This is a genomic window from Sphingomonas sp. OTU376 (assembly GCF_038440415.1).
GTDB lineage: Bacteria > Pseudomonadota > Alphaproteobacteria > Sphingomonadales > Sphingomonadaceae > Sphingomonas > Sphingomonas kyeonggiensis_A.
Window position 1 is genome coordinate 39,133 of the sequence record NZ_JASATQ010000014.1, and the last position, 13,011, is coordinate 52,143.

Genomic DNA, 13,011 nt, shown 5'->3' on the forward strand with positions numbered 1-13,011 from the left:
GGTGCTGGCGCTTGTTGCGATCGGAATCGGCGTTCTGCTGTTCTCGGTTCTCGATGCGCGTCGCAGGGCGCTCAGCGCGCCTGCCATCCGCCCACGGATCGCTGACGCAGTGTCGGCGCCTTCCGGAGTAGCCCCGCTTTACATCCCGCCAGTTGCAGAGCCGCAGCCAGCCGCATTCCCGCCGGCCCTGCCGACACCGGCCCCGATCGCACCACCGATCCAGCCGCGCCCGCAAGGACCGGTCGCCCCGGCCTATACTGCCCCCCCGCCCAGCTATCAGATACCGTCGCAGGTCCAGTCGCCGGCCGCCCCAGCACGCATTGCCACCGAGCCGATGCTGGTGATCGACAACACCGCGGGTACCAGCAAGGCCTCGGGTGAAGCCTCCGGCCAGGTCGCCGGGGCACCCGGCCAATCGGGTGCGAAGTCGGCGATTGCCGGAACGCGCACCGGGGCCGGCGTCCTGTCCAACAAGGCGACGACTGTCCCGCAGGGCACCCTGATCCCTGCTGTGCTGGAGACCGCCCTCGATTCCACCAGTCCTGGCTTGGCGCGCGCGATCGTCTCTCGCGATATCCGGGGCTTTGACGGCAGCCGCATCCTCATCCCCCGCGGCAGCCGCCTGATCGGCGAATATGGCTCGGACACCGAGAATGGTCAGAAGCGCATGCTGGTCAACTGGATCCGGCTGATCCGCCCGGACGGCGCCACCATCGCGATCGGCTCGCCCGCCACCGATCCGCTGGGACAAGGCGGTATCCGCGCCAGCGTCAATTCGCATTTCTTCGAACGCTTTGCCGGCGCGATCCTGCAATCGGCGCTCGATGTCGGCGTCAACCTCGCCTCGCGCGCGGCTGACAGCCAGGTGATCGTGGCACTTCCCGGCAATGTCAGTGGTGCCGCGCGCGCCACCTCGCCTGCCACCATCAAGCCCACGCTCAAGGTCAAGGCAGCGAAGAGCATCTCGATCTTCGTTGCACGCGACCTTGATTTCACGGGCGTCGAAAACCGGTGAGCAAGGCCGCGCCCGCAAACGACACCCCGGTCTATCTGCGAGCCTATCTCGCACCGCTTGCGCCCGTGCTGGCCCGGCCGGACGTGACCGACATCTATGTGAACCGCCCGGGCGAGGTCTGGGCCGAGACCCTGGGCGGCGCCGTCGAGCGCCACGAAGCGCCAGATCTCGATACCGCGACACTGGAACGGCTCGCCCGCCAGATCGCCGCGATCTCGCATCAGGGCATCAGCCGCGAACATCCCCTGCTTTCCGCCAGCCTTCCCGACGGCTCGCGCGTCCAGATCGCGGCGCCGCCGGCCACCCGCGGATCGATGGCGATTGCCATCCGCAAACACGTCTCGTCCGACCTGGCCTTGAGCGACTATGTTGCCGCTGGTGCCTTTGCTGACACCAGCAGGCGGACGGTCGCCGGCAAGTCCGAAACCGATCTGCGTCTCGCAGAACTGCTCGAAGCTGGTGACATCGCCGGCATGCTCGCGGCCGCGGTGAAGGCCCGCAAAAACATCCTCGTCTCCGGCGGCACCTCGACCGGCAAGACCACGTTCCTCAATGCCTTGATCCGTGAGATACCGGCAGAGGAGCGATTGATCCTGATCGAGGACACGCCCGAGCTGCACCAGCATCACGATAATCTGGTCGGCCTGCTCGCCGTGCGCGGTGCGCTGGGCGAGGCGCGCATCTCGGCAACCGACCTGCTGGCGGCATCGCTGCGCATGCGTCCCGACCGCATCATCCTGGGCGAGCTGCGCGGAGAGGAAGCCTATACTTTCCTGCGCGCGATCAACACCGGCCATCCTGGCTCGATGACGTCGGTGCATGCCGACAGCGCCGAGCGCGCGATCGAGCAGATCGTGCTGCTGGTGCTCCAGGCCGGCACCCAGCTCAGCCGCGACGACGTCCGCCACTATGTGCGCAGTACCGTGGATGTCTATGTCCAGCTTGCCCGCACCGGCGGGCAGCGACGCGTGGCCAAGGTGTTGCTCGCATGATTACGCCTTCGCTTGCCGATCCGGGGGGATCGGGCCCGCTCGTTGCCGCGGTTCAGTGGATCGAGGGTGTAGCGCTGGGGACCATCGCGACCAGCATCGCGCTCATTGCGGTAGCGAGCGTCGGCTTCCTGATGCTGAATGGCCGCCTGCCCATCCGGCGCGGGGTAACCGTGATCGCCGGATGCTTCATCCTGTTCGGTGCGCAGACAATCGCTGCCGGCATCCTGGGAGTGGTGCAGCCGGATGCTCCAACGGCATCTTACCGAGCGCAGGCAACCCCTTCGCTGCCTCGATCGATCCCGACACCCAAAACCGCACCACCCTATGATCCCTATGCCGGAGCGGCTGTGCCGCAGCGATAGCAAGCGCGCCCTAAAGCCAGCGCTTCAAACACCGGCGGGCGTGTTTGCGACCCTGTTGAGAACTTGTCGGGTATCCGGCGCGAAACTGAGCAAGGAGTACACGGGTGAATCTCAGGCACCGCTGGTTATGATCCATACTCCGGGGCGATAGTCCCATCTTGATGGGGTGTGTTCTTTTTCAAGGGTATCGGCAGCAGTCAGCTGCGGTGCGCAACCGGCTACATGAGCCAGGCCATTTATTGCTGGGCAATTGACAATCGAAAAGCGTGCACAAATAGGTGCGACCTTTCCGGGGCGGGGTTACCATGACAAAATTTGTTCGTTTCCGTTCACTTCTGGTGTGTTGCTCAGGCGTTTCGCTGTCTGTCCTCACAGCGTGTGGTGGATCCTCCTCGGGTTCAGTGACGTCTCCTGTAGTCGTGGCACCAACTCCGACGCCGACCCCTACCCCAACTCCGACGCCACCGGTCGTCGGGATGAAGTCGGAAACCATAGCGGTGCTGGAGAACCCCTGGTCCCTGGCATTCCTGCCGGACGGCCGGATGCTTGTCACTTCGCGGCCACCAACGGGGAAAGTGAACAATCCGATCACGCCAGGTACGCTGCGGATTGTTACCCAAGCAGGTGTTGTCTCTGACTCGATCAGCGGGCTCCCGACCAATGTCGGCCTGCTCGATGTGGTTCTGGATCCGCGCTACACCAGCAACAAGCTCGTCTACATCTCGTTCATGGAGCGGGATCCGACAGCGCCTCGCGTAGGGCGCGCCGCAGCCGACCTATCCATTGATCCCGCGGGTCTCGCTGTGATGCGCGGGACGCTGGTCTTCGGAAGCGATGGTATCGCAAAGCTTCAGGACGCCCAGGTCATCTGGCGCCAGATTCCAAAGATCGCGACGCCAGCCGGCTCGGGAGAGCCTGGTGGGCGTATGACCTTTTCTCCGGACGGCACCTATCTCTTCGTGGCGGCAGGCGATCGACAGGAAATGGAGGCGCCCCTGATCCAGACGCTCTCCAACACCATTGGCAAGATCATTCGGATCTATCCCGACGGCAGCATTCCAGCCGACAATCCTTATGTAGGACGCCCTGACGCCAAGCCGGAAATCTGGAGCTGGGGACACCGCAATCCTTACGGGCTCGCATTCAGTCCGTCAGGTCAGCTCTGGGAACATGAGATGGGGCCGATGGGGGGCGATGAATTCAACGCCATCGCCTCGGGCAGCAACTATGGCTGGCCGCTTGTGTCCTATGGTGATGACTATAGCGGAACTCCAATCCCGAAGCCGAGTGCCGGCGATGGATTCGCGGCCTCCGCCCTCTGGTGGGTTCCTGTCATCGCTCCTTCAGGGATGATCTTCTACACCGGAGGCCTTTTCGGCGATTGGAAGAACGACGCCCTTATCTCCGGGCTACAGTATCACGGGCTCGTCCGCGTTCGCATCAATGGCTCCAAGGCGACCGAGATGCAGCGAATAGACCTCGGCAGCCGCATCCGTGGGCTCGCGCAATCAAGCGATGGAAGCATCTGGGTTGTCGAAGACCAGCCTAGTGGCGCGCTGCGCAAGCTGACCCCGATTTTCTAACTTGGCTGCTGATCCATTGATCTGATCGGCTGAAGAACGCCTTGCGCCTTCCTGAAGGCGCAGGGCACATATCAAATGAGCACCGCCCTTATTGAAGTCTTGTTCGATCCGCCCCTCGATCTCCATCATCATCTCGACGCCTTCCGAGGCATCGCCTGCCATCGGCCCATAATGCGCGGTAAAGCCGCGTCGGGCGCTTACGGATAAGCGATTTGGAGTAGGCCGTCGGTGTTGGACATCGGCAGCTTAGAGGAAAGATGGGCGCGATCAGAAATGACTGTTCGTGGGCCGCAACCGGACTGGCGGCTTGTGGCTGCCGGAGCGGCATAAGCAGACATCGTAGCGGGTGGTGCGCGTACAACTCGAATTAGGCCGATTTCGAACCGGCCGCTAGTTGCTCGAGATCTCTAAAACCAGACTCGCGTCGATGACTCGCCCATATAGATGTACAAATCGAGAGCGCGTCGACGCTCATTGAACGCGTCCAAATGGTGAACGCACGTCGTTCGCAGGAAGGGCAATAATCCTCCATTTTGAACCAATTGCCTTCAATTGCAGGTTGCATTGATTGGGATATACTACGGGTCCGGAGGGGTCATGCGGATCGAATTTGTTGAAATCGCGAATTTTAGAAAGCTGATTTCAACGAGAATTGGCTTGTCGGCTGACAAGACCGTTTTCGTTGGCGCAAACAACAGCGGAAAGACATCGGCGATCACCGCCCTGCGGTACTTTCTCGTCGATCGCGAACGCACCAGCTTTTGCTTCAACGATTTTACGCTCTCCCATTGGCCGGGCATCGACGCGATGGGCGCTGCCTGGGAGGCGGCCCACGTCGCTCAGCAAGCCTTGCCGGAACCGGAATGGGATGCGTTCCTACCGTTTCTCGACGTCTGGATGCAGGTCGAAGAGAATGAGGTCCATTACGTTCAGGGCATCCTGCCGACGTTGGATTGGGCGGGTGGCCGCCTTGGGGTTCGCGTCAGGTACGAACCAAAGGACCGAGAGCAACTTCAGAAAGACTACCTGACGGCGCGCGCGGACGCCCGCGATCTGCAAACGGCGGGTGCCGCGCTTGCGGAAGAAAAAGGTCAGGATGCGGCAAAGTTTCAGGTTGCGATCTGGCCGCAGACGCTGGTCGAATTTCTGCAACGCCGCGTCACGCGCTACTTCACGATCCATACTTACGTGCTGGACCCCACCGCGTGCGTCGATCCGCTGCACGGTCGGGCTCAGCCTCAGCCCCTGAACGGCAGCGAGCCCATTGATGGCGACCCATTCAAGGGCCTTATTCGGATTGACGAGATCAGCGCGCAGCGCGGCTTTGGCCATGCCGGCGAAAGCAGCATCGACGAAGGCGAAGCGTCAGGATCAGGATCGACGTCTCGCAAACTGTCGTCCCAGCTTCGGCAATACTACAAAAGCCACCTTGATCCGTATGAGAGTCCAGATGCGAGAGACCTTCTCGCGCTCAAGGCGATCGAGGAGGCTCAAGAGGCATTCAACGTTCGTCTCAGCGATGGCTTTGAAAGCCCGCTCAAGGAAATGCACACGCTGGGCTATCCCGGCGTAACAGATCCCAAACTCAATATCTCAACACGCCTGAGGCCCGTCGAAGGCCTCAACCACGACGCCGCCGTGCAATTTGTCGTGCCGATGCAGGCGGGCGGCGCTTCGATCAATTTGTATCTGCCCGAAGATTCTAACGGTCTCGGCTACCAGAACCTCATTTCCATGGTGTTCCGCCTGATGGCGTTTCGCGACAGCTGGATGAGGGTTGGAAAGGCGCAAAGCAAAGCGTCCGATGACGCGATCATCCCGCCGCTACATCTTGTCCTGATTGAAGAGCCCGAGGTGCATTTGCACACGCAGGTGCAACAGGTTTTTATCCGGCAAGCCCACAAAATCCTTCGTAATCACGATCAGTTAGGAGCTGGTTCTAACTTCGTGACGCAGATGGTGGTGAGCACCCATTCCAGCCACATTGCCCACGAATGTCACTTCGATTCTCTGCGCTACTTCCGGCGGCTCCCGGCTAGCGAACACGCCATCCCCACTTCGTGCGTGGTGAATGTCGGCGAGGCTTTTGGCGGCGAGCAAGAAACCAAGCGCTTCGTGACCCGCTACCTGAAAGTCACCCACTGCGATCTGTTCTTCGCCGACGCTGCCGTGCTAATCGAAGGACCGGCCGAGCGAATTCTTGTTCCGCACTTCGTGAACTCGCATGCAGAGTTTGATAAGCTCGCCGAGAGCTACATCACCTGGCTTGAAATCGGAGGCAGCCATGCCCACAAGCTGCGCAGCCTCATCGAGAAGATCGGACTAACAACGCTGGTCGTCACCGACATCGATTCGCAGGACGCAGCGGGTTCCAGTGCGGCGCCCGTGCGTGGCGCAGACTACACGACGCGTAACCACACCCTCAAAACGTGGTGGCCCGAGATCGAGGAATTGGACGCGCTGCTGGACAAGCCCGAGGCAGAGAAATCCAAGGACTATGCCGCAGAACAATTCACGCTCCGCGTCGCATATCAGTCTCCGATCGAGATTGAGTTCAAGGGTGCCGTGACCGAGGCATTGGCCTACACGCTGGAAGACGCGATCGTGGTCGGCAACATCGAGTTGTTCGCTACACTTCCCGGCACAGGCCTCATCGCAAAATTCCGAACCGCAATCGCTGATAGCGCGGATTTCGCGGCACTCAGCGCAGCCATGAAGGATGCCTTGAAAGGCGGCAGCAAAGCGGAATTCGCACTCGATCTTCTTGAGATCGACAATCCCAGCGATCTGAAACCGCCCAAATACATTCGCGAAGGCTTGCTATGGCTGGCCGCACAGCTTGAGCAAAAGCAGACCGAGCTGGGGCTGGTCGCGATAGCGCCGGTAGAAGCCGAGGCTGTCGCCGATGCCGACGCTGGCGATGGGGTCGCCGCGTGAACGTTGAGAGCGCTCCAGTCGAATCGAATGTCACGCGCGACGATGGGGTCGAGGACGAAATCGCGGCGTATCTCGATCTGGAAAATCCCACGAGTTTCTTCCTGTTCGCCGGGGCTGGCTCCGGGAAAACCCGGTCACTCGTCAACGCGCTTCGGCACATCGCGACAAAATACCGGGACACGCTTCGCCTGCGAGCAAGGCATGTCGCGGTGATCACCTACACCAATGCAGCCTGCGACGAGATCACGCGTCGGCTGGAATACGATCCGCTCTTCGTCGTCAAAACCATCCATAGTTTTGCATGGTCGCAAATTCAGGGGTTCAACTCCGACATACGGGAATGGCTGCGCACCAATCTTCAAACGGAAATCGCCGATTTGACGGCCGAAGAGGCCAAGGGCCGCGCTGGTACGAAAGCGTCCGCTGCGCGGCTGGCGTCGATTGAATCAAAGCAGCGCCGTCTTGCTCGGCTCGATGAGATTAAGGCTTTCACCTACAATCCCAACAGCGATAACCGCGAACGCAACGCCCTCAATCACAGTGAAGTGATCAAGATTTTCGCGACGTTCCTGCTTGAGAAGTCGCTGATGCAGCGCATGTTCGTCGAGAAATATCCGTTCCTGCTGATCGACGAGAGTCAGGACACGAACAAGACGCTGATCGACGCCCTCCTGACGGTTCAACAGGCGCACGCGAGCCGTTTCTGCTTAGGGCTCATCGGCGACACGATGCAGCGCATTTATCTGGACGGCAAAGAGAACATCGAAAGCGCGTTGCCGCCGGGCTGGGAAACGCCCGAGAAGGTGCTGAATCATCGCTGCCCGAAGCGTATCGTGCGCCTTATCAACGCCATTCGATCGGGCGCAGACGAGCAGGTTCAGGAGCCTCGCGACGACGCGATTGAAGGATGGGCGCGGCTGTTCGTATTCCCCGTCGATACGCTGGACAAGCCCGCGATGGAGGATGGGGTTCGCGCCTATATGGCCGCTCTCACCGATGATGGGGGTTGGAGTGACCGCGACCAGTGTAAGATTCTCACGCTTGAGCACCACATGGCCGCGAAGCGGATGGGCTTTGAGCAACTATTCGAGGCGATTGCGCCGATCGAGGCGTTCCGCACAGCGTTTCTCGACGGCAGTTTCGCGCCGACCCGATTTTTTACGCACAGCGTTCTTCCGCTGGTTACGGCCACCCAACGGGGCGACAAGTTCCTAGCGACCAAAATCATCCGTGACGCGTCGCCGCTGTTGAGCAAGGACATGCTCAAAGGCTCGGAAAAGCCGTTGGATCAACTGCGCACAGCACAGGCGGCGATCGATAGCCTGATGTCGCTCTGGGCGAACGGCGAGCCGACTTGCGGCGCCGTCCTGGAAAACGTCGCGAGCACCAATCTCTTCGTTGTTCCCGACAGCCTTAAGGCCGCCTTGGCCGCATCGAGCGCGGAGCCGGTCGTTTCCGAAGACGACGAAGAAGCTGATCCGGTCGGCGAGAATATCGCCGCGCTGCTGACCCTTCTGGATTGCCCGTTCTCGATGATCGCGCCCTATGCCTCCTATGTTGCGCACGAGGCCTCCTTTGACACCCATCAGGGGGTCAAAGGGCTCGAATTCGATCGCGTCATGGTTCTCATGGACGACGGCGACGCGCGCGGCTTTCTCTTCGGATACGACAAGCTGCTGGGAGCCAAAGCGCCGAGCGCCAGCGATTTGAAGAATGTGGAAGAGGGCAAGGACTCCTCGCTCGATCGCACGCGACGGCTGTTTTACGTTACCTGCAGCCGAGCCAAATCCGGCTTGGCGCTCGTCGCGTATTCAACCGATCCCGCCGCGATGAAAGCGCATGTGATCCAGTCCGGCCTTTTCAACGAGGATGAGGTGTATCTTGGTCTGCCGATATAGAGCGGCAAGATTGAACGTGATTCAATGACGTGGGTGGTGGCATGACTCAGATGCACCTGCGGCAATTGGAACACCGCCTTGCGATCGTCGCCGAGACGTTGCGCGAGGAGTTTCCAGACGACTTTTACAAACGCTGTTCCTACGCGACATTCGGCACACTCGCGTTGCTGCGCGAAGCTGGCGAGCGCGCATGGGCGGTCGGCGGGGAGTCGGTGGCTTTCATTCTCTCGAAAGACGCCAAGACGCCCAGCATGAAAGGCTTTGCCAGCGATGGCCAACGCTTCTCGCATTTCTGGGTCGAAACCGCGGATCGGCTGATCGACGTGAGCACGTACTTTCTGCCGGAAGACGCGACGTTACCCACCACGCCGATGCCCGCCGTTGCGTGGGATAAGTCGAGCGAGCTGCCCCGTTACCTGCGATACAAAGAGCTGGCCGTCATTCCGGAAGGTCAGGAAATGGATGGCCAGTCGATCGTTTCCCAGCGCGGCAAAATCTTTGTCGATCGATGCCTGGCACGGCTGGCCAATCAAACGGAATTGATGAAGTTTCCGACGTGGATCGTGACGGGTCGGCCGTCAGTGGCCATCGCGGCAAAACGCGGAAATCTCTGGGCGATCGGCGCAGAAAAATTTGACGGGTGGGTCGATCCATCGACGCTTCCGTTCTGACGCCGCTGGCAGCCTGCGACCCTCAGTCCGCGAATAGGCCGGGCAGCGGGTCCGGCGCGCTGATCGCCCATATGTTCTTGGTCGCGTGCCCTTTGCTGTTCGGGTCCGCGAACAACACGCCGCCATAGAGCCGATATCGCCAGATGGTCAGTGCGGGATTATCAAATGCCTGTGCGCCCTCATACTCGATCAGCCCGTCAGCGAGCGTAGCCACCGCGCGCTCCTTCGCGTTCATCGCCAATAGCGGGCGAGTGATCTCTTCGCCGCGCTCCGTCAGAATTCCCGCATTGACGGAATAGTCCTGCGGTATTTGCGCGCCGAAGGCATGGGCGACCATGCCGCGCGTGATCAGCACGAACAGTTCGGACAATTTCCGGCCTTCAAACGGCAAGGCCATCGAATGCTGTAGGATGCCGCGTTCCTTCACCAGCACTGGCCCGCGACCCTCGGCAAGCTGCCGGTGCAGTTTCACATTCTTGGCTAGCCGCCTGGGTACATTTGCTGTCAGCAGATCGGTGGACGCCGGATGGTTGCCGCCAAACGGCAGCAGGGTCAGCAGATAATGCTCGAGCTTGGCCTTGTCGGCATTGCAGCGCTCGCACGCGGGCACTTGCGGAAGGTTGGCGCGATGCTCGATCGGGAGGAACTCCCGCGCGAAGACATGATCGCCCGTGGTCGATCCGCTTTCCAAACCACAATAGACGCAGGTCTTGCCCTTAAAGCGCTTGCTCATCGGCCTCGCCTGCGAGCGGGAAGGGACTATCCGACACGCCGAGCTCGATCGAAATGAAACGCCGCGCCAGACGGCGCATCACGTCGGCTGCGTTGTGCAGCCGTCGCAGTTCCACCGTGTCGTCGGGATCAGATTTGCGATTGGGGCTGGCATGGGCCACCGCCGAACGGCACGCCGCGTAGATGTAGATTTCCGGCTTCTCTTCGCCGCACGCTTCAAGAAATTTGTCGATGCTATGCTGATCGTGAGGATCAGTCAGGATCGGCGGCAGATTATCCGCGATCCATTTGGTCGCCACCTTCCAGCTCGGATGGTGAATTTCGATGATCTTGTAGTAGCCCAGCACGGCATAGCTGATCATGTAATTCTGCTCGGCGTTGCGCGCTTCACGGTACAGTGCAAGCGCACGCCGGGCATCTTCCGATGACGGAATGTCGCGATCGAAGAGCCATTGGTACGCGGTCGTGAACGCCAGATTCCGCTTGGCCACAGCAACCGGAACAGGGCCACCACCCCAGCCGCCTTCGGCGATCGCGTACTGATCGTCGCACCAAGTCATCACGCTCAGGAAGCGGTTGATGACCGTCATCGCTTCTTCCATCGTGAGCTTGTTCGCCGTCAGGTCGATGTGGACCGACTGCACGTTTTCCTTCGTCTTGGGCATCATGACGAGATGATAGCGATCGAATTTAACGCGCATTTCGGTGCGCGGCCACGTGACCTGATTATCGACGCCGATGTTCAGGAAGTGCGAAGACGGCCTAGCGCCAAGACGTTCCCGGCGCGCGTTTTCCGCGTCCTCCTTGTCGTATTCGGCACCATCGCCGGTCGGCGGCAACGGATGCTTGCGCGCCTGATCGACGCGCTGCGCCAAGCGATCGAAGAAGCGGCGATTGAGTACGAGTTCTCGGCTGGCTGGCGCATTGCGCTGATCGGGATCGAATGCGTCGGCGGCGGCACCGGGCTGAAGCAGTGACACTGCTTCGTCGCGCACAAACGACACGCGCTTGCGTTCGCCCGCTTCGTCGAACGTGATCACGGCGATGCCGTTGCTGTTGGTTCCGGCCTCCGCAACCGACAGGCGCACCGCGACCAGTTTTTGGCGCGAGGCTTCGTCCCTCAAAAGATAACACATTGCAGCCGTCAGATCAGGGGCCGCACCAAACGAATCGGTTGGCCCGCCCACCGGTTTGAGCCGGGCGATGACTGCGGCGACATGCCCGGCCCAACTGGGCTGGATGGCGACGAGTCCCAGCACGGCCGCAATGATCTGCTCGTCCGTGAGCGCACGCCCTCGATTTTCACGGCCGCGCGGCAGACGACTGTAGCCGCGCAAGGACTCGAAGCGTTGCTCCATGGCGGACACGTCATCGGTGGTGACGTCACTCGCGCGCGATAGCTCAAGAAGTACCCGTGCGAGTTGCTGCGCGAGCATCGGCTAACGACTTGGGCGCAGCTGTTTCACGGACTCGCGAATACGTGCCGACTGACCAGCGCTCAGCCCGAGATCAAGGCTTAGCTTGAAGAATTCATCGGCGGCAGCGCCGCCTTCCAGCCGATGCGTCCGCGCCAGATTGCGTGCCTTTGAGCCCAGTTCGGGGATATCGCTGGAACTGACCATGCCGCAGTTCTCTACGGCGTCGGTATATTGCTGAATGATCGCCGCAGGCAGGTTGGCGCCGTGGATGAAGTAGCGAAGATGTTTCAGGAAGTGCGGATGGCGCAGCGTTTCATCGTGATCGTTGCCGTGCTTCACGAAGCTGTCCTGGCGCGACTTGCCGCGACCGCCCGGATAATATTCGGGGTCCGTGAAGTAGCGGACACGATGCTCCGGGATACCTTTGCGCTCAACCAATGAGGTCGTGAGTTGATGAGCCAAATCTGCGTTGCGCAGAAAGCCCTCGTGATTGCCTTTGAACGAGAGCGGGTCAAAACTCAGGCTTGCGAGCATCTCTCTTTCGGGAGCAGTCAATTCGATGGTGGAGTCCGTGTCTATCATGCCTTCGGTCTACCACCGCCACAAAGTTCAGGACAGTCCAGAGCAGGAACAGAATTCAGCGCAGACTTACCTTTTGGCAATGATCTGCCGATCCGATCGAGGTCGATAATCACGTAATCAACCACCCAAAAGTTACGCGAGCTGAATTAGCGGCCGCTTTTGGGAACGCTGGTTAAGCCTTCGAATGTCCGAAATTGAGGCGCTTAGCTGCCGTTCGCATGCGGACATCGCTCCGGTGGCAGATTCTTCGGCACTCTGGCGATAACGTCCCTTTCGGGAGGCCCGACTGCAAGCAGATGCTCGACGAAGAATTTGCGGTCGCCCAACATATCACCCGGAGTGTCCACAAGGCGACCCACTGCCTCTACCGACACGGCGGTCACGCAGTCCCGCAAAAATGCGCGTTCCTTCTCGGCTATAAAGCGTCCATAAAGTGGCTCGCGTCGGAAGGCATCGTTCCAAACGAATGCTATGGCCTTGTCTGCACCTTTGATGATGAGTGAGCCGCCGTGATGGTCGAGGCGTACCGTTCCAGCAAGTTGCTCAGGTTTCCGAACAAACGCACAGCCAACCATGAAGTCGGGCACCTCCACAGGGCGCGAAAAATTAGGTAACCCTACCTTGCAGGCGGTCGACAAAGCGCTGGATCGATCAAATGCCACCCATCCGCCCGCCGCGAGGATCGCCGCCGCGAAAATGATGGTCCCTATAGAAAGCGCTCTTACGCAGGTCATGTTCGCGACTATGCACGGTTCGCTCGATGGCCGCTATTGGGTGGGAAGCGGTCATCAGCTAAACATGTGGCTTTCGTGAAATGAGCG

12 protein-coding genes are annotated in these 13,011 nt (G+C 60.3%); 8 read left to right on the forward strand and 4 right to left on the reverse strand.

Annotated elements, in window-relative coordinates:
- Position 1 precedes the first annotated feature (1 nt).
- The 7 genes from AAHM44_RS08285 (at position 2) to AAHM44_RS08315 (ending at position 9,458) form a co-directional block, all read left to right on the forward strand.
- Positions 2–1,015, forward strand: coding sequence for a TrbI/VirB10 family protein (locus tag AAHM44_RS08285; protein ID WP_342249662.1), 1,014 nt, complete (start codon positions 2–4; stop codon positions 1,013–1,015).
- Entirely contained in the window at positions 1,012–2,007 is a 996-nt protein-coding gene (gene virB11 / locus AAHM44_RS08290; protein ID WP_342249663.1) for a P-type DNA transfer ATPase VirB11, read from the forward strand. The genes AAHM44_RS08285 and virB11 overlap by 4 nt, the downstream gene beginning before the upstream one ends.
- Complete coding sequence (locus AAHM44_RS08295) at positions 2,004–2,369, forward strand: TrbC/VirB2 family protein (protein ID WP_342249664.1); 366 nt, start codon at positions 2,004–2,006, stop codon at positions 2,367–2,369. The genes virB11 and AAHM44_RS08295 overlap by 4 nt, the downstream gene beginning before the upstream one ends.
- A 476-nt stretch (positions 2,370–2,845) precedes the next feature.
- A complete protein-coding gene (locus tag AAHM44_RS08300) occupies positions 2,846–3,952 on the forward strand; it encodes a PQQ-dependent sugar dehydrogenase (protein ID WP_342249665.1) in 1,107 nt (368 codons plus the stop codon).
- 597 nt (positions 3,953–4,549) lie between these two features.
- The gene (locus tag AAHM44_RS08305) at positions 4,550–6,889 is read left to right on the forward strand and encodes an AAA family ATPase (protein ID WP_342249666.1); all 2,340 of its coding nucleotides are present in this window, start codon (positions 4,550–4,552) and stop codon (positions 6,887–6,889) included.
- The gene (locus AAHM44_RS08310; RefSeq protein ID WP_342249667.1) at positions 6,886–8,787 is read left to right on the forward strand and encodes a UvrD-helicase domain-containing protein; all 1,902 of its coding nucleotides are present in this window, start codon (positions 6,886–6,888) and stop codon (positions 8,785–8,787) included. The genes AAHM44_RS08305 and AAHM44_RS08310 overlap by 4 nt, the downstream gene beginning before the upstream one ends.
- 41 nt (positions 8,788–8,828) lie before the next feature.
- Complete coding sequence (locus AAHM44_RS08315; RefSeq protein WP_342249668.1) at positions 8,829–9,458, forward strand: hypothetical protein; 630 nt, start codon at positions 8,829–8,831, stop codon at positions 9,456–9,458.
- A 22-nt stretch (positions 9,459–9,480) separates the two neighbouring features.
- On the opposite strand, the gene AAHM44_RS08320 is transcribed toward AAHM44_RS08315, so the two are convergent.
- The 4 genes from AAHM44_RS08320 to AAHM44_RS08335 form a co-directional block, all read right to left on the reverse strand.
- Positions 9,481–10,191, reverse strand: coding sequence for an HNH endonuclease (locus AAHM44_RS08320; protein WP_342249669.1), 711 nt, complete (start codon positions 10,189–10,191; stop codon positions 9,481–9,483).
- A complete protein-coding gene (gene mauJ / locus AAHM44_RS08325; protein ID WP_342249670.1) occupies positions 10,175–11,626 on the reverse strand; it encodes a methylamine utilization protein MauJ in 1,452 nt (483 codons plus the stop codon). The genes AAHM44_RS08320 and mauJ overlap by 17 nt, the downstream gene beginning before the upstream one ends.
- 3 nt (positions 11,627–11,629) lie before the next feature.
- A complete protein-coding gene (locus AAHM44_RS08330) occupies positions 11,630–12,190 on the reverse strand; it encodes a hypothetical protein (RefSeq protein WP_342249671.1) in 561 nt (186 codons plus the stop codon).
- Between the two features lie 203 nt (positions 12,191–12,393).
- Positions 12,394–12,777: a hypothetical protein gene (locus AAHM44_RS08335; protein ID WP_342249672.1), complete on the reverse strand. Its 384-nt coding sequence runs from the start codon at positions 12,775–12,777 to the stop codon at positions 12,394–12,396.
- Between AAHM44_RS08335 and AAHM44_RS08340 the strand changes: the two genes are divergently transcribed.
- Positions 12,764–13,003: a hypothetical protein gene (locus AAHM44_RS08340; protein WP_342249673.1), complete on the forward strand. Its 240-nt coding sequence runs from the start codon at positions 12,764–12,766 to the stop codon at positions 13,001–13,003. The genes AAHM44_RS08335 and AAHM44_RS08340 overlap by 14 nt on opposite strands.
- The last annotated feature ends 8 nt before the right edge of the window (positions 13,004–13,011 follow it).

Excerpts from the sequence above, each read along its gene's own strand:
- AAHM44_RS08295 (WP_342249664.1), top strand. The coding sequence starts at position 2,004 with ATGATTACGCCTTCGCTTGCCGATCCGGGGGGATCGGGCCCGCTCGTT.
- AAHM44_RS08300 (WP_342249665.1), top strand. The coding sequence starts at position 2,846 with ATGAAGTCGGAAACCATAGCGGTGCTGGAGAACCCCTGGTCCCTGGCA.
- AAHM44_RS08305 (WP_342249666.1), top strand. The coding sequence starts at position 4,550 with ATGCGGATCGAATTTGTTGAAATCGCGAATTTTAGAAAGCTGATTTCA.
- AAHM44_RS08315 (WP_342249668.1), top strand. The coding sequence starts at position 8,829 with ATGACTCAGATGCACCTGCGGCAATTGGAACACCGCCTTGCGATCGTC.
- AAHM44_RS08320 (WP_342249669.1), bottom strand. The coding sequence starts at position 10,191 with ATGAGCAAGCGCTTTAAGGGCAAGACCTGCGTCTATTGTGGTTTGGAA.
- mauJ (WP_342249670.1), bottom strand. The coding sequence starts at position 11,626 with ATGCTCGCGCAGCAACTCGCACGGGTACTTCTTGAGCTATCGCGCGCG.
- AAHM44_RS08330 (WP_342249671.1), bottom strand. The coding sequence starts at position 12,190 with ATGATAGACACGGACTCCACCATCGAATTGACTGCTCCCGAAAGAGAG.
- AAHM44_RS08340 (WP_342249673.1), top strand. The coding sequence starts at position 12,764 with ATGAAGTCGGGCACCTCCACAGGGCGCGAAAAATTAGGTAACCCTACC.